At 65.8% G+C, this 16,556-nt stretch carries 16 protein-coding genes; 5 read left to right on the plus strand and 11 right to left on the minus strand.

Annotated features, from left to right (window positions below; translation table 11 throughout):
- Window positions 1–34 precede the first annotated feature (34 nt).
- The 5 genes from BM118_RS27085 to BM118_RS27110 all read right to left on the minus strand — a co-directional run bounded on the left by BM118_RS27085 (window position 35) and on the right by BM118_RS27110 (window position 6,069).
- Entirely contained in the window at window positions 35–799 is a 765-nt protein-coding gene (locus BM118_RS27085) for a zinc ribbon domain-containing protein (protein WP_092189031.1), read from the minus strand.
- Between the two features lie 196 nt (window positions 800–995).
- The gene (locus BM118_RS27095) at window positions 996–1,442 is read right to left on the minus strand and encodes a hypothetical protein (protein WP_092189035.1); all 447 of its coding nucleotides are present in this window, start codon (window positions 1,440–1,442) and stop codon (window positions 996–998) included.
- A 29-nt stretch (window positions 1,443–1,471) separates the two neighbouring features.
- On the minus strand, window positions 1,472–4,897 hold the full coding sequence (locus tag BM118_RS27100; protein WP_092189037.1) for a CHAT domain-containing protein: 3,426 nt from the start codon (window positions 4,895–4,897) through the stop codon (window positions 1,472–1,474).
- 207 nt (window positions 4,898–5,104) lie between these two features.
- Entirely contained in the window at window positions 5,105–5,866 is a 762-nt protein-coding gene (locus tag BM118_RS27105) for a hypothetical protein (protein WP_092189039.1), read from the minus strand.
- Window positions 5,867–5,880: 14 nt separating this feature from the next.
- Window positions 5,881–6,069, minus strand: a complete 189-nt coding sequence (locus BM118_RS27110) for a hypothetical protein (RefSeq protein ID WP_027531082.1) — start codon at window positions 6,067–6,069, stop codon at window positions 5,881–5,883.
- Window positions 6,070–6,325: 256 nt separating this feature from the next.
- Here BM118_RS27110 and BM118_RS27115 point away from each other — a divergent pair, with 256 nt between their 5' ends.
- Entirely contained in the window at window positions 6,326–7,303 is a 978-nt protein-coding gene (locus BM118_RS27115; RefSeq protein ID WP_092189041.1) for a DUF2336 domain-containing protein, read from the plus strand.
- A gap of 163 nt (window positions 7,304–7,466) precedes the next feature.
- Here BM118_RS27115 and BM118_RS27120 read toward each other — a convergent pair whose 3' ends face one another.
- From BM118_RS27120 to BM118_RS27135, 4 genes are all read right to left on the minus strand, one after another.
- Window positions 7,467–7,811 carry a DUF1491 family protein gene (locus tag BM118_RS27120; RefSeq protein ID WP_092189043.1) on the minus strand — a complete coding sequence of 115 codons (345 nt, stop codon included), beginning with the start codon at window positions 7,809–7,811 and terminating at the stop codon, window positions 7,467–7,469.
- Between the two features lie 53 nt (window positions 7,812–7,864).
- On the minus strand, window positions 7,865–8,074 hold the full coding sequence (locus BM118_RS27125; RefSeq protein ID WP_177234728.1) for a hypothetical protein: 210 nt from the start codon (window positions 8,072–8,074) through the stop codon (window positions 7,865–7,867).
- Between the two features lie 155 nt (window positions 8,075–8,229).
- Window positions 8,230–8,958, minus strand: coding sequence for a peptidoglycan-binding protein (locus tag BM118_RS27130; protein WP_092189047.1), 729 nt, complete (start codon window positions 8,956–8,958; stop codon window positions 8,230–8,232).
- Window positions 8,951–10,840: a PAS domain-containing sensor histidine kinase gene (locus BM118_RS27135; protein ID WP_092189049.1), complete on the minus strand. Its 1,890-nt coding sequence runs from the start codon at window positions 10,838–10,840 to the stop codon at window positions 8,951–8,953. Before BM118_RS27135 ends, BM118_RS27130 begins: the two co-directional genes overlap by 8 nt.
- A 388-nt stretch (window positions 10,841–11,228) precedes the next feature.
- On the opposite strand from BM118_RS27135, the gene BM118_RS27140 reads away from it, so the two are divergent.
- Together BM118_RS27140 and BM118_RS27145 are read left to right on the plus strand one after the other, a co-directional pair.
- Window positions 11,229–11,681: a DUF5330 domain-containing protein gene (locus BM118_RS27140; RefSeq protein WP_092189051.1), complete on the plus strand. Its 453-nt coding sequence runs from the start codon at window positions 11,229–11,231 to the stop codon at window positions 11,679–11,681.
- A 68-nt stretch (window positions 11,682–11,749) separates the two neighbouring features.
- Window positions 11,750–12,178 (plus strand): SufE family protein, encoded by a 429-nt coding sequence (locus BM118_RS27145; protein ID WP_092189053.1) that lies wholly within the window; start codon window positions 11,750–11,752, stop codon window positions 12,176–12,178.
- A 5-nt stretch (window positions 12,179–12,183) separates the two neighbouring features.
- On the opposite strand, the gene BM118_RS27150 is transcribed toward BM118_RS27145, so the two are convergent.
- Together BM118_RS27150 and BM118_RS27155 are read right to left on the minus strand one after the other, a co-directional pair.
- Window positions 12,184–12,600 (minus strand): Ros/MucR family transcriptional regulator, encoded by a 417-nt coding sequence (locus BM118_RS27150; protein WP_011085852.1) that lies wholly within the window; start codon window positions 12,598–12,600, stop codon window positions 12,184–12,186.
- A gap of 137 nt (window positions 12,601–12,737) precedes the next feature.
- Complete coding sequence (locus tag BM118_RS27155; protein ID WP_177234729.1) at window positions 12,738–13,604, minus strand: DUF308 domain-containing protein; 867 nt, start codon at window positions 13,602–13,604, stop codon at window positions 12,738–12,740.
- Window positions 13,605–13,913: 309 nt separating this feature from the next.
- Here BM118_RS27155 and BM118_RS27160 point away from each other — a divergent pair, with 309 nt between their 5' ends.
- Both BM118_RS27160 and BM118_RS27165 read left to right on the plus strand, forming a co-directional pair.
- On the plus strand, window positions 13,914–15,563 hold the full coding sequence (locus BM118_RS27160; RefSeq protein ID WP_092189058.1) for a glycosyltransferase family 39 protein: 1,650 nt from the start codon (window positions 13,914–13,916) through the stop codon (window positions 15,561–15,563).
- A 205-nt stretch (window positions 15,564–15,768) separates the two neighbouring features.
- Window positions 15,769–16,548, plus strand: a complete 780-nt coding sequence (locus tag BM118_RS27165; protein ID WP_092189061.1) for a class II aldolase/adducin family protein — start codon at window positions 15,769–15,771, stop codon at window positions 16,546–16,548.
- Window positions 16,549–16,556: the final 8 nt, after the last annotated feature.

The raw sequence follows: 16,556 nt of genomic DNA on the forward strand, positions 1-16,556 counted from the left end.
CAATCATGTCGCACCGCCGGCACAATCCTCGCGACTATCCGAGCAGGCCCTTCAGGCCGGCGTAAATGGAGCCGACGGCCGTTGCGGCGATGCCGGCCAGCGGCCCCACGGTCTGCATGAGGTCCTGGATCAAACGAGCCCGGCGGCGCAATTGCTCTTCGCCGACATGCTGTCCAAGCAGGCGCGCCATCCTGAAGGCGAACGCGTTCGGCTTGCCGCCTTGAGCAAGCACGCGCGGCAGCACCTGGAAGATCAGGACGCCCAGGATGTTTCCGGAGACGAAGGCCAGCAGGATGCTCGCTCCGTATTCGAACACTTCCCGCCATTCAATCCACACGGCCGGCAGGATCGGGACACGATCGTGGATTCCGGTGACCGTCAGCATCGACAGAATGCTGACGCTCGCAGCCAGGAACGCCAGCACGAACGCTCCCATCGCCGAAACCCTGTGCAGGGGATAGGCCACGAACCCGAACAGCAGCGGGATCACGATCGACGCGATCCGAAGCGGGATCGGAGAGAGGTTGAAGGTGATGGTCACGAGAACATGCGCGATCGTCAGCAACAGTGCTGGAATGACGACATAGAGAATCGCATGCGTTCCGAAATATCGCAGCGGATTCTTGTACCGCTCGAGGCGGACGTTGACCCGATCGAGATCCCGCCTGAGCCTGTCCAGGTCGGCGACGATGTCGTCGATCTCGAGAAGCGTCGGTCGCACGACGCGCAGATCGCGCGAACAGTGCTTGCACGCGATGGCTTCGTCCTTGATCGTCTCGGCGCAGTACGGACATTCCATCGTCAGCGCGGCTTCCTGCGCCGCATGATGGCCTCGACTTCTTCTCTGGCCTGCCTCAGCTCGCCGCGCAGCTCGTCACGCTTGCGCCGCAGATCGTCCCGTTCCGCGATCAGCGTGGCGGGAACGGCAATATCACGCCCACAGGACGCGCAGACCAGCGCGCCTTCCGCGTTCCCGGATTGGCAGTACGGACACGTCACTTGGGCGCGACCTTCAGCGTGAAGATCGCCGTGCCCGGCCGGCCGTCACTGTCCTTGATGTCGACGCGAACGGAGTATTCGCCCGGCGGCAATTCCGCGTCCTGCATGTTGATGCCGTCGGCCTGGACAAACGGCTTGACCCGGGCGGTCAGATCGACATTCGGCGTACGCAGAAAGATCACCTTGACCGATTCCGGATCGATCTTCGCCCCACCGTACGACTCGAACTTCAATACCAGCCGCAAGGGCGAGTTGACGGAAGCGCCGGGCGAGACGAATTCCACCTTCGGACCACGCATGATGCCGCGTCGGTCCGCGGCAATCGCCCCCTTCGGAGGCGGAAGCCTGGCCTCCTCTTCCGTGATCAATTGTGTCGCCGCTCTCGTCGCTCCCGAAAACAGCAGGCCAGCCGCAATGAGCCCAAGCAGAATGGTCCGTTTCATTTCCCGTCCAATCCTTCCCTCACCTGCCATCAACGTACACCGCCGTCACCGATGATCGTGTACGGCGCCCAGAACAGCGGATGCGCATAGGCGAACTCGGTCTTGCCTTCGCCATTGAGATAGCCGGGGCCATCGACGAGAGCCATCATCGCCTCGCGCAGCGCTTCGCTCCGAGACAGCTTCGGATCGTCGGCCTGCCGCTTGAACAGGTCGGTCACCAGCTGCCGCGCCGATTGCGAATGCACCGACCAGTTCGTCACCAGCAATGCCCGTGTTCCGGCATAGAAGAACGCCCGGCCGAGCCCCGATGCCGCTTCGGCCCCAGCACCGGCACCTGCGCCGGTATTACAGGCCGACAGGATGACCCAGTCGGCATCGAGCTTGAGGCCGAGAATCTCCTCCATGGTCAGGAGGCCGTCTCCGCCCTCGCCCGTCACGGTCGGGGACGACAAGGCGAGCGCCGGCTGCGTCAATCCATTGAGCTCGCCCGGGACCAGACCGTGGGTGGCGAAAGCAAGGATCCTGAAGCCGGAGAGATTCATCGTCTTGACGGCGCTCTCGGTCGCACTCTTGCCGAGGAACAACACCTTCGAGGGATCCGCCTGCAAGGCGAGCGCGATCGACTTCAGCTCATCGGCCGTGTCGGGAAGCCGCGGCAGCAGACCGAGCTCGGCACTGTCGACGCCTTCGAGCTTCGGGCTGTTGCGCCGCTTCAGCGGCATGCCGCGGGTGACGTTGCTGCCGGCGTCGGCCACCTCAACTTTGGCGTCGCCTTCAGCCTCGGCTTGCTGGTCCTTGTTGAAATAGGGGTCGCCGAACGCCACGAGGTCGCCGCGGCCGGGCTTGCCCGGCGGCAACTGCCGCAGCGTGCGCAACGCGGCCGCCGACGGCACCGTCGACACGGCATGGGTTCGGGCCAGCCATGGCACCTTGCGATAGCTAACAAACAGCGGATCCTCGTCCGCGGCCACCTCCGCCGGTGCGGTCGGCAGCAGCGACAGCGGCAACAGGCCCAGCGCGCCGTTGGTGACGACGATCAACTTCTTCGCCGGCTTCCATCCGCTCTCGACCGGCTTCAGCAACAGCTCGTAGAGCTCGTAGCCGAGCTTCAGATCGAACGGCGGAATGTCCGAGATCATCGCCGCCTGGGGCTCGAGCGCCTCACGCAGCTTGCGAATCTTGGTCTCGATATCGCCGATCTTGGCGTTGACGGCGGCAAACGCCACCGCCCCTGACTTCGGCACGGCCCAGACGAAGCTGCCGTTCTGGCCGAAATAGAACGACAACATGGCCTCGTCGTCGGCCAGCGTCGCACGAATCTCGGCGACGCTCGGCGGCTTGGGCGACACGAGATCGGCGTAGATCGGAAACTTCTGCTTGATCTGCTGGCGCGCCTTGTCGCGCTCGCCGCGCAAGGTGGCGATCGACGCCTGGATCTGCTGAACGCCCTTCTCATCGCGCTCCGCGGAGGGAAGCGCCAGCACGTTGTTGAGCGTGCCGAGCTGAGCGTTGACCTGCTTGGTCAGGTCCTGCTCCTTGCGGACGAGTTCGGCGAGCGCCGGATCCTTGGCCGCCGCGCGGGCGCTCGATGCCGCCAGAGCCTGCTGAACCGAGTGACCACGGATGGCATCGGCGAGACTGAACGTCTCCTCGCCGACCCCGCCACTCGCAGCTTCGGCGCGCGCAAGCAGCACGAAATAGTTTTCCACGATGCTCTGCAGGCGCTGGCTGCGCGCGGCGACCACGGTCGTGTTCTCGTCGTCGGCGTTTTCCCGCGCACTCGCCATCATGATCGGGATGGCGGCCTTGAACTCGCGGATCGCCTCCGCGTCGCGCCGCGCGCGCATCAGGCCGATCGCCAGCGTCCCGCGCGCGGAGGCGGCATCGAAATGATTTTCGCCGACGCGGCCGACCTGCTTCTTCACCAGTTGCTCGGCCGCAGCTATGCCGGCGTCGAGCTGGCCGGACGCATACAGCGAGAGGATCCGTGACGGATTGAGCTCGAACACCTGGCGGCGCTGCGGCTCCCAATTGGCGATCGCCTTGTCGATCGTCGCATAGATCCCGTTGGCTTCCGGCGTCTTACGCTGCAGCGTCAGGATGCCGGCCAGTTGCGAGAGCAACTGCACGGTGGATTGAGAATCGTTGGGCACTCCGACGGTCTTGTTGATCTCCAGGGCCACGCGGCCCAGCTGCTCGGCTTCCTCGTAACGGCCCTCTTCGACCAGGATGCCGGCGAGACCCATGACGTAGCGCGGCATCACGGGATTGTATTTGCCGGTATCTTTCAATCGCGACAACAAAGCGCGGCGGGCATCGACCTCCGCTTCCGCAAGCCGGCCCTGCCGTGCCTTCATGCGCGCCTGACTGAGCACGCTATTGTCGATCGCCTGCAGCAGGATGGTTTCCGCCGGCGGGTTCTCGGAGTCCAGCACACCCTTCATGCCCGCCCGCTTGCGCTGCTCTGACACACGATAGGCGGCCTCGGCTTCCGCGAACTGTCCGCGCGCTTCGAAGATCATCGCCCGGCTGTTTTCGAGCTCCGATTCCCAGTTCTGTCCCATGCGCGCATAGTTGGCGCGCCAACCTGGAAGCCCGCTGGTGCGTGCCTCCTGGATGGCGGTCATGTTTCGGCGCAAATAGGCTTCTGCCTGGCTGACGTCACCCATCTGGATGAAGAAGCCGACGACAGCCCGGTTGGCGCTCAACTGAAATCCCTTGGCGCCGGGCAGTGTGGCCGTCTCACGCAGCAGCCGCTGGATGACGTCGAGCGCGCGTTTTGGATCGCCGGCCGCGGCATATTGCAACGACAGGAGTTGCATCAGCCGGCCCATCATCCTGGGTTCGACCGCGCCGCGGCCGATCTCGACGGCCTTGCTGGCATCGGCGATGGATTCGGGGAGCCGACCGAGCTGCGCACGTGCATTAGCGCGGTCGAAATAGAAGTGCGCGAGATCCTCGCGTGATTCCTTCCCCGTCGGCGTCGAATCCGCATCCGATTTCAGCTCCGCGATGAGCTTTGCATCCGGCTTCTCACTATCGAGGATCGCGGTGATGTCGGCGATGGTGCGGGGCGGCGCGATGAAGTCCTTCGGCAGCGCCGTGCCGGGCTCTAATTTGGGCGCAGCTTCCTTCGGAAGCTCGACCGCGACATTGGCGCGTCCGTTGGCGGCGTTGAGAGCCGCCATCACGCAGGCCTTGACCTGGGGGGACGCCTTGGCGCGGCACCCCTCTAGGTCGGCACCGGCCTTGCGACCTCCCTGGGCCTGCATGCAGGCCTGAACGATCGGCTTGCCGACGGTCATCCGGCAGTTCTCGATCGCCGCCTCCTTGGTCAGCGCGGCGGCCGAGCCGGTCGATCCGAGCAACAGGGCGAGGGCCAGCACCTTCCGGATCGTTTGGGGTGGGGTGAGATTCAGACGGCTTTCAAACGGACTCCCAGCGTCTACGCTCATGATGAAAGGCCTTTGGCGTAAAATGACTTGGTGTAACCGAATAATCCTACCCGTCCGGCTTGGGAGAACAAGCGCCAATCAGGGCGATCCAGGGACATCCTCAACCGGGTCGGCGGCGGCAGGCCCGAGTTCCCGGCGTCCGCCGCCGGCCGGGCCCGCAGGCGCGGATCGCAGGATCGGTAGCGGGCTAAGGCGCCTTGTGCGCAGTCAGCCCCGCACGCTGACCGAACGCCCGTAAACCGGCTGCGCCGCGACCGGCGGGTTGGCAGTCTGGGCTGCGAGCTCGCCGATCAGGCGGTCGGCGTCGGCGGCCATGCCGTCGGGCGCCTGGATCACCAGGCGCTCCAGCGCCCAGCGATAGGAGGAGACGCGCTGCTCGAGGCACTGCTGCACCCACTGGATGATCAGCGAGTTCTCCTGCATGCGCTCGACCGCATCGTCCCTCTCCCTCGGCGAGAGGGCGGAGACGCGCGCCATGCTGGCATTGCGCTTCTTGTCGAGATCGATGACGCGGATCGCGGAGGCGAAGAACGGTTCGAAACGGGTGGTGTCGTTGCGCACGTCCTCGATCAGCTGCGCATAGCGCGAGGAATGCGAGCGGTGCGGCTCGTCGATCAGCGTGCGCCCGTACATGGTGCGGTCGAACACCACCTTCTGCCGCCACGGTGACGGCAAGGCCTTGTAGTCGCCGAACACGCTCTTCCATGCGGGGCGCGACAGCGGCGGCTCGATCAGGGGATAAGCGAGGTCGCGCAGCTGGCGCTCCTCGTCGGTGAGCTGGAATTGCGACGGCCTCAACCCGACGCTCGCGGTGGCCTCGGTGCCGAGCCAGCGATGCATGTCGTCGCTGCGCATATCAGCGCGGGTGCGACCGAAATCGCCGCCGCTACAGGCGCCGAGCGCCGCACCGAGCAGCGCGAGCAGGACGGCCGATACGAAGGGCCGGATCTGGCGGATGGTGTCCGGCATTGCAAGAGCCGGATCTAGCGGCGACGACGACGGCGCCCCGGCGCTGTGCCCGCTTCCGGCCCACGATCGCCGCTGGTTTCGTCCGCCTCGCGCTCGATGCGGATCACGGGAAGGATCAGAATCGTCCCCATGTCCGCGCGCGGTGTGACGTCCCCCGACGAGCCTACCCGGCGACCGGCCGGAAATTCGATGATGGTCCCCATGTCAGCTCTCTTCAATTGCCGCGCGACCAAACGCGCCCCTGCAACATGCGGATCATTAAGATCAGCTCATGGTTAACGGGGTGTAAACATGGCCCTTGGACCGTAACCGCACGGGACCGGCCGCGCCGTCCCGTTGCGGCACGACAATGCCTGGAATTGCAGGGCCGGCTTCACGCCTCGTTTTCCTTAACGAGGCTTTAAAAGAACCTGCGCTAGGCTCGCCCGCGAGTCTCTTTTCCGAGTTGCGTACGCCTCCATGACCAAGTCGCTGTTTCCCGGATTCGACGGGCTGATGACCCTCTCCCGTCGCGAAGGCGTCGATGTTCGCCCGACGCTGCTGCGCGTGCTGACAGACCTCTATGTCCAGACGCGCGTCCACAGCGAGGACGAACAGCGGCAATTCGTCGAACTCGCCACGCGATTGATCGACCAGGTCGACGACGCGACACGCGCGGCCGTCAAGGCGCGGCTTGCGGTCTACCCGCAGACGCCCGTCCCGATCCTGCAGAAGCTCGGGCTGGTCGCGGCCCAGGAAGGCCGCAGGGTTCCGCTCGCGCGCGAAATCCCGGCTGCCCCGCCGGCGCCCTCCCCGGTTCGCACGCCGACCGAGGCCGAGCAGCGCATGGCCTCGAACATGGCGATGCAGCCGACGGACGCCGCTGAAATCCACGACATGTTCTTCGGCGCCGATGCGTCCCAGCGCGCGCTGATCCTGCACAATCTGGAGCAGACGCCGCTGAAGGCCGCGCCGCGGATTCCGACCGTGCGCGCCAAGCGCGCGATCCAGATCCTGGAGATGGCGGCGATCGCGGGCGACGTCGAGAATTTCACCTACGAGCTCGGCGACAGCCTGATCCTGCCCTCACGCGTCGCGGCCCAGATCGTCGACGATCCCGGCGGCGAAGCGCTCGCGGTCGCCGCGCGCGCGCTCGACATGCCGAGCCCGAACTTCCAGCGCATCCTCTTGTTCTTCAAGCCGGAGATCGGCAACTCCGTGAACAACGTGTACCGGCTGTCGCGGCTCTACGATCGCCTCGCCGAGCGCTCCGCGCTGGTGATGCTGGCCGCCTGGCGCGGCTCCACGCTCGCCGTCACGCGCGCAAAGTACCAGTCGGCCCTGCACGATGGCGAACGCCAGCGCGCGCGTGCGGGCGCAAGCCAGACGCGGCCGGGCGTGCAGCCCGGCTCCAGCCCGACGGTGCGGACCGGCACCGGCGGGTCGTCGGACCAGTAGTTCGCTGACGCCCGGCTCCACAGGCAGTGACATCGAGTGCGGGGCGCGCGACGCCCCCGAGTTCGTCATTGCGAGGAGCTCTTGCGACGAAACAATCCAGAATCCCTCCGCGGAAAGATTCTGGATTGCTTCGCTGCGCTGCCAATGACGGTGGGGGAGCCAATCAGGTCTTCGCGAGTTCGAGAAAGTGCCGCCCCGCGCGGTCTTCGGTCTCGACGATCCAGGCATCCGAATCGAAGCGGATTTCCCTCGTCAGCCGTTCCTCGACGGCGGGCTCCGGCAGCGGCTGCGGCGCAACCGGCACGAAGAAGCGGTCGACCGGCCGGCCGTCGTCATAGACGGCCTGCGGCGCCGGCGCGTAGAGCATCGCATTGCCGTCGAGCAGCGACACCTTCACGAACACCGCGCCCGCCTCCTCGGCGCCGCGACGGCGCACCGCGCCGAACACGCCCTCGCTCTGGCACCGGCGCAAATAGGCCGCGACCCATATGTTGGATTTCAAACGCATGAGTCGGACGATAGGCCAGTACGAAGCGTCCCGCCAGTCTCGGCGCGCGCTCGCTACGCCTTGCCTGCGCCCTGTCCGCCGCCGATCTGGCGCGCGACGAGATATGACAGCGGCATCGCAAGCGCAAACCCCACGGCCGCGGCATAGGGGATGTTCCTGATCGCCTCCGCGGCAAGGCTCGGCACCATCAGCACCACGATCAGGCTGACACCCGCCAGCACGGTACCCAGCATGATCCAGACGAGAATCGAGACCTTGAACATGATGACCTCTCTTCCTTGATGAGGATGAGCGATCATCTTCCCTGACGCCGCCGGCAGTCATTGATCCCGGACAAATCGCGCCGGCGCAGGGCTGGCATCCCCTTGCGGGTCACGCGCAGCCAATTGATCCGCGTCAATGACGACGACGAATGCCGCTATTCGACGGGATGGCCGATCGCGGCCGCGAGCTCGCGCAGCAGGCGATCGGACACCTGGCCGGTGACCTGCATCTTGTGCTCGCGCTCGAATTTCTGGATCGCGGACTGGGTCTCGCCGCTCATCGCGCCGGTGACCTTCAAATTGCCGTAGCCGTATTCGGACAGCGCGCGCTGCACGCCGGCGATACGCCGCACCGCCGGGCTCTGCTGCGCCGGGATCGGCGCCGGCGGACGCGCGACGGCGCTGGACGGCGGCGTCGACGTCGTTTGCTTGACGAGGTTGGTCAGGGGATCGGCCGAGCGCGGCGTCGATGCGGTCGCCTCGACGGGCTTCTCCGGCGCCTTCTCGGCGACTCTCTCGACAGGCTTGGGCTCGACAGGTTTGGGCTCGACGCGAAACTCCGTCGCTCTCGGCTCGAGCGGCGAGGTATCGGCGCCGACGGGGCGCGGACGCGGCAACGGGTTCGACAGCGGCACCGACGACGGCGCGGGAAGATTGATCACGGTGCCGAACATCGGCGCCGGATGCCGGCCGGTCTGGAGGAACAGCGCATTGGCAACGATCGCGCTGATGGCGGCCACGGCGACGAGGCCGGCCAGCGTGTCCTTGGGACTGTGCAGCAGCACGCGCATCACGAGGTTGCGCTCGGTCTCGATGTCGACAGCCGCGGCCTTGGCGCCACGGCGGCGCGGAGCGGCTTCGCCCTTTGCAGACTTCTTAGGCACTTTTCTTCACCGGAGCAGGTTGGTCGTGAGGTCGGTCTTGAAGTTGGTCTTGAGGTTCCTGGCGCAGCACCGGCGTCAAGGTCGCGATCTTGCTCTCGGCCGCCTTGGCATGTGGCGACGTGTAGACCAGCGGCAGCTTGACGGTGACGGCGGTGCCCTCCCCTAACCTGCTTTGTATCGTCAAATCGCCGAGATGCAACGCCACGAGACTCTTCACGATCGAAAGTCCGAGTCCGGTGCCCTCGTGACGGCGCTGATAGGTCTTGCCGGCCTGGAAGAACGGCGCGCCGAGACGCTTGAGGTCGTCGGGCGCAATGCCGACGCCGGTGTCGCTGATGCGCAGCATGAGCTGCGAGCCCGACACCGCGGCGGAAACGGAGACCTGTCCGCCGCGCTCGGTGAACTTGATGGCGTTGGCGACGAGGTTGAGCACGATCTGTTTGAAGGCGCGCGGATCGCCGGTCATGACAGGCAGGTCCTGCGGCGCATCGGTGACGAGGTCGATGCCGTTCTCCCGCGCCTTCAGCGCGAGCAGATTGCAGCAATGCATGAGCGAGGCGCGCGGCGCGAACGGCTCCGACGCAATCTCGAAATTGCCCGATTCCATCTTGGACATGTCGAGGATGCCGTTGACGACCGATAGCAGATGCTGGCCGGAATCGTTGATCAGCTGGGCATATTCCCTGCGCTGGGCCGCCCCCAGCATCAGGGTCTGCTCCTGCGCGATCATGTCGGAGAAGCCGATGATGGCGTTGAGCGGCGTGCGCAGCTCGTGGCTCATGGTGGCGAGGAAGCGCGTCTTGGCGGCGTCGGCCGCCTCCGCAGCGCTGCGGGCCTGATCGAGCGCCTGCTCGGAGAGCTTGCGATCGGTGACGTCGCGCATCACCGCGACGACTTCCGTCTCGTGTGCGGCATCACGGTCAATATCCTGGCGGCCGAGATCCTGGTCGAGCGGGCGACAGCGCATCTCGACCCAGATGAAGTCGATCTGGCCGCGCTCCGAGCCGGTCGGCTCCCGCCGCAGCCGGAACTCGACGCTGCGCACCTCGCCGCGCGCGGCATCGGAGAGCGCCGTGAGATAGGCCGGGCGATCGGCGACATGGACGCGATCGAACAGGCCGTGGCCGTGCAGCTGCGCAACGGGCATGCCGAGCATGGCCTCGGCGGCCGGCGAGATGAACTGCACCGCGCCGTTGCGCCGATGCCGCGAGATGACGTCGCTCATGTTGCGTGCGAGCAGGCGATAACGCTCCTCCTCGCGCGACAGCAGCGCAACGCTGGTGCGCGCCAGCGATTCCGCGCCGAAGGCAAGGGCCGCAGCATAGAGGGTGGCCGAGGCGACGCCGAACGCCATCAGCAGGCTACGCTGCGCGGCACTCGGCTCGTCCAGCGGCAGCCAGCCGAGCTGGCTGACGAGGATCAGGATCCCCGCGCAGGAGAGCGCGAGCAGCGAGGCGAAGGCCGCGACGCGGCGCGAGGCCGACAGCGCAGCCTCGAGGGGAACGACGATCAGCCACACCGCAGCGAAGGATCCGATGCCGCCGGTCGTGATGGCGACCGCCATGATCAGGCCGGCGAGCGCCAGCGACGACAGCACATGCGCGCCTTCGTAGCGGCCGGTGCGCGACAGGAACCAGGACAACATGATCGGCGCGATCAGCCAGGCAAAGGCCGCGACCTCGACCGCGCTCGGCGCGCCACGCATGGCGAGATAAACCGGGAATGCGGCAAACGCGGCCAGGCTGCCGAGCAGACGCGGCGCCATGAAGGCACGATGGCGCGCTCGCGTCAGCGCGTCGTAACGCGCGGAGGGATGCAGCAGCGCATCGAGACAATCGCGGATGATACTCAAAACTGTCACGGGTCTCGCGCTTCGGCTCATTCGTCGGAGAGACGCGCCGGAACGCCTCCTTGTCGTTGAGCCACCGTGTCAGAGCGACCTTAAACGAGTGCTAAGGCGGCGCGGCCCGGCGCCGGACACCGTGTCATCGCGGAGCTTTTTAGACGATTTGGCGACGTCTTCATTAAGGATGGTGAACACAGGGTTTCACCCCGGCCCGCATGGTTTCGAATTGGTGGATACGGAAGACCGCAACATCACGGGGGCCCGGCTTCAATGGAAAATTCACGAGGCCGCCATTTTCGAAGTTTTTTGCGTAAAATTTCCGCGAATTAAGCTCAAGGCAATCACTTGCGATTTATCGAGAGTTGCTAGGTCCGATGCGCTCTGCGGAAATCGCCGCGGCGGGATCTAACATACAGGTCGCAAGATGCGCTTTCTGCTCCGCATCACATTCTGGCTCGGGCTGGTGCTGGTGCTCCTGCCGCGGGACAAGACGCCCGAATCGGAGAAGCTGCCGCAGATCGGCGCCGCCGACGCGGTGCAGGCTGCGACCGCGGCCGTCTCCGACATGACCCAGTTCTGCAAGCGCCAGCCGGCGGCATGCGAGGTCGGCGGACAGGCCGCGACCATTATCGGCCAGCGCGCCCAGGAGGGCGCGAAGAAGATCTATCAGATCATCAACGACAAGAAAGAGCACATCACCAACGAGAAGAACGAGAAGAACGACAAGAGCGACAAGAGCGACAAGAAGGCGCCCGACCACACCGGCTCGATCGCACTGGCCGGCGAAGGCGACACTGCTGCGAGCGAGGCGCCGCGCGACACCCTGACCCAGGACGACCTCGCGCTGGAATGGCGCGGACCGGGGCTGGCGAATTAGCCCCCAAACCCTATCGATTTCACGGCCTCGCGTCCCTATATTGGCCTGAACGGGAACGATAGGCCAGCATGACGACGATCGACGAAATCAGGGATAATTTCGAGATTCTGGACGAGTGGGACGACCGCTACCGGTACGTCATCGAGCTTGGCCGCACCCTGGAACCGATGCCCGAGGCCGAGCATTCCGCCGCCAACAAGGTGAATGGCTGCGTCAGCCAGGTCTGGCTCCAGAAGCTGGTCGATCGCGGCAATGGCGCGCCGATCCTCAGATATCGCGGCGACAGCGACGCGCATATCGTGCGCGGCCTGGTCGCGATCGTGCTCTCGCTCTATTCGGGCCGCACGCCGCAGCAGATCCTCGCGACCGACGCGATCGCGGTGTTCGACGAGTTCGGCTTTCGCGATCATCTGACGCCGCAGCGCTCCAACGGCCTGCGCTCGATGGTCGAACGCATCAAGACCGACGCGAAAGAGGCGCTGGCGGAAGCCACCTGAAGCGGCTATTTGCGCTTCCGCTGCTGCTGTCCCAAACCCATCTGCTTTGCCAATTGCGAGCGCGCCACCGCGTAGTTCGGCGCGACCATGGGATAGTCGGCCGGCAGGCCCCATTTCTCGCGATATTGCTCCGGCGTCATGTTGTACTGGGTGCGCAGATGGCGCTTCAGCGACTTGAAGCGCTTGCCGTCTTCCAGACAGACCAGATAGTCCGGCGCGATCGACTTCTTCAGCGACACCGCCGGCTTGGCCGGCTCGAGCGGCGCCGCCTCGACGCGGCCTGACGAGACCCGCACCAGCGCGCCGTGCACCTGGCTGATCAGGTTCGGGATCTCGGCGGCCGGCGTCGGATTGTTGCCGAGATAGGCCGAGACGATGCTGGCCGTCAGCTCAATGAAATTCTTAGCCCCGGCATCCGACATGGGCCCGACCTTTCTCCACCTTGCGTCTCACGGGATTGACGACGCCGAAGTATTCCGTGTCAACAATACGTTCGGCCAAAATGCGACGACTGACAAAGTGACAAGAACATTGGCGCTTTACTTGGCCGCGGAAGTCCTCAGGAGCGCTGGTCGAGATGCGCGCGCAACTCGTCGATCGAGGCAAAGCGCATCATGCCTTCCGGCATCTGCGCTTCGATCGAGCCGTCGGAATAGAGCGAATAGGCCATGCCGTCGACGATGCCGGATTTGAGCACCGTCACGGGCGCCTGCTCGACCGCCGGCGCCGGCTCCGGCTCGGGTGGTGCAGGCGGCGGGGCCGCCTCGACAAAGGTCGAGGGCGAGCGCGGCGGCGGCCGGCGCGAGGAGGCCGCCGGCGGCTCCGGCGGGCGCATACGGTCCGGCTTCGGCCAGGCGTCGTCGAAGCTTGCAGGCTGCGTGTCTGGGGCGGCAGGCGCCGCGGGCTCTGCAAGCGGCGGCGGTGAGCCCTCGGTGGCCTTGGCCTCCGCGCGCTCGCGTTCCTTTCGCGAGGTCGAGGCGAACAGCAGGTTGCGCCGGCGGGGCGTTTCCGGAGCCGCGGGCGGCGCCGGAGGTTCCGGCGCGGGCGGCGGCTCGACGCGCGGACGCGCGGGTGCTTCGCCCAGCCATGGCGGCGGCGCAGCCGGCGATGGCGGGGCCGTCGGCTCGGCGCGCGTCGCCGGAGCAGGCTCGGGCGCAGGCGCGCCGGGCAGCGCGAGACCCGGCAGCACGGGCCTGACCCGCACCTCGGACGCGGCGGCTGATCCAGCCAGCCGGCGGGCGATGCCCTTCAGCTCCAGCACCACCACATGGAGGCCCGCCAGTAACAATCCGGAGCAGACGCCGATCGTCCCCGAGATTATGAGGGTACTGCCGAGACTGAACTCCCTGACGGTGAAGCCAAACAGGATCGCAAGGAGGCCCGCCAGGACGGCGACAATCCCCGCGATCAACAATGCCAACGTCATCGAACTCACCCCCGGCCGCGCATCCGCACGCGACACTCGCGCCACGATACCGTCATCCTGTGTTCCTCGCCAACGGCGAATTGTGATCAACGTTCCTAAAGAGAAGGAAATCAGGGACTTATTCACATTCCCTTCAGCTACGGATCGCTACTCCTAGAGTGCTCTTGAGTTTCTGGTTTTGCTGCGTCGCATCAGGAATTTAGCCATAATGCCCAATTACTTGGTAATGGAACTGCGCTATACGGAGTCCGGGGAGCAGGCCCGCGCGCGCCAGCAGGGCCAAGAGGGGATTCCGGGTCACCAATAGCCATGACATCCATCACGACTTCGGCGATCGACACGCCTCTGCGGCGCTCGGTCGAACGGACTTGCGACGATCTCGCCATGCTGGTGCTGGCCGCGGTCGCCGTCATTGCAGGCTTGACCTTCCGCGACTACGGGCTCGGCTGGGACGACTACACCCACGCTGAATATGCCGATCTGCTGCTGCGCATGTTCGGTTCCGGCTTCAAGGACACCGCGGCGCTCTCCTTCGCCAACCTCTATATGTACGGCGGCGGCTTCGACATGGTCGCGGCTCTCCTGCACAAGGTCATTCCGCTCGAGCTGTTCGAGACGCGCCGCCTGGTCGGCGCAATCGTCGGCGTGGTCGGGCTTGCCGTGACGTGGCGGCTTGGCCGCCGCATCGGCGGGCCCCTTGCCGGTCTCGCCTCGCTCCTGCTGCTCGCGCTCTGCCCGATCTTCTACGGCCACATGTTCATGAACCCGAAGGATGCGCCCTTCGCGGTGGCCATGATCATCCTGATGCTGGGCCTGGTCCGGCTCGCCGAGGAATATCCGCAGCCTTCGCCGCGCACGATCCTGATCGTCGGCATCGGCGCCGGCCTGTCGATCGGCTGCCGCATCCTCGGCGGGCTTGCGCTGGTCTACGCCATGATCGGCTTCATTCCGCTGTTCCTGGAGGAACTGCGCACCGAAGGCGCTCGCGAGGCGGCCCGCCGCTTCGCCCATGTCGTCTACGTGCTGCTGCCCGGCCTCGTGTTCGGCTATCTCGTGATGGGCCTGATCTGGCCGTGGTCGATCATGGAACCCGGCAATCCCTTCGAGGCGCTGACCTACTTCTCGCACTTCTTCGAGAAGCCCTGGAAGGAGATGTTCGACGGCGCGATCGTGTCCGTGCCCGACATGCCCTGGTCCTATCTGCCAACGCTGTTCGCGCTTCAGTTGCCCGAGGTGATGCTGGTGCTGATGACCGGCGCCGTGGTCAGCACCTTCGCGCTGCTGCCGCGCCGCGAGGTTCCGGCCCGCCGCAAGACCATCCTGCTGATGCTGACGCTCGCCGCGACCCTGCCGCTCGCGATCGCGATGGTGAAGCGGCCCGCGCTCTACAACGGCATCCGCCATTTCGTCTTCGTGATCCCGCCGATGGCGGTGCTCGGCGGCGTCGCCTTCGCCTGGACCATGGAGCGCCTGCGCGCCAACCACCGCACCTGGCAGCCGGTCGTGCTCGCCACCTTCTGCTTCGGCCTCGCGCTCTCGCTCGCCGAGATGATCCGGCTGCATCCCTATCAATACACCCACTTCAACCACATCGCCGGCACCGTGCGCGCCGCCGACGACCGCTTCATGCTGGACTATTGGGGCCTCGCGCTGAAGCAGGCCTCCGACGAACTGCGCGAGCAGCTGATCGAGCGCCAGGAAGTGCCGCCGCGCAACCGCAAATGGAAGGTCGCGGTGTGCGGTCCGCAGCGTCCGGCGCAGGTCGCGCTCGGGCCCGACTTCACCATCGGCTGGGATTCCAATGCGGCCGATTTCGCCATGACGCTCGGCGAGTTCTACTGCAAGGGCCTGACCGCGCCTGTCCTGGTCGAGATCAAGCGCGACGACGTGGTGTTCGCCCGCGTCTACGACATCCGCGGCAGCAGCATTTCCAGCCTGCTTTCGATCCCGGCACCGTAATTTCTTTCCCCGATCTCGGGTCTGCACAAGAAAGACGCAGTTTGCAGCCCGGGTGAGCGACGCAACATCCGGGCTCCGGACGAGTCCCGCATGTCGCTTCGCGCATGCGGGCTACGCTGAACTGCCGCGCTCCAGGCGCCTTGCTGCCAGCCTCACCCGAGACTAGGCTCCCTTCCCGCAACAACGAGGTTCGGAGAGATTTGCCATGTCACCAGCGGAAGCGCGCCTGAGGGAAGTACCCTCGAACATGACGGAGGCCGAGTGGCAGCAACGGGTCAATCTCGCCGCCTGCTATCGTCTCGTCTCGCTCTACGGCTGGGACGATCTGGTCGACACCCACATCTCCGCCCGCGTGCCCGGCCCCGAGCATCACTTCCTCATCAATCCCTACGGGCTGATGTTCGACGAGATCACGGCGTCGAGCCTCGTCAAGGTCGACCTGCACGGCAACCAGCTCTCCGAGAGCGAGTACAGCATCAACCCGGCCGGCTTCACCATCCATTCGGCGATCCACGAGGTGCGCGAGGACGCGATCTGCGTGCTGCATCTCCACACCCTCGACGGCACCGCGGTTTCGAGCAGCGCCGAAGGGCTGCTGCCGTTGAACCAGACCGCCCAGCTCGTCACCCACGACCTCGCCTATCACGACTATGAAGGCATCGCGCTCGACCACGACGAACGGCCGCGACTCCAGAAGGACCTCGGCGACCACAACCACATGCTCCTGCGCAACCACGGCACGCTGACGGTCGGCCGCTCGGTCGCCTCCGCCTTCGAGCGCATGTATCACCTCGAGCGCGCCTGCTCGATGCAGGTGCGCACGCGCGCGCTGGGAACGCCGGTCTATCCGGTCGAGGAGATCGCGATCGAGAAGAACACCGAGCTTCTGGCGAACCGCGACCGCGCCGAGCTGCGCGCGACGAACCTCGTGTGGCCGCCGCTGCTGCGCAAGCTCGACCGCGAGCTGCCGGGCTATCGGTCTTGAGATTTTCG

Origin of the sequence: Bradyrhizobium sp. cf659 (genome assembly GCF_900113725.1) — a bacterium.
Taxonomy (GTDB): Bacteria; Pseudomonadota; Alphaproteobacteria; order Rhizobiales; family Xanthobacteraceae; genus Bradyrhizobium.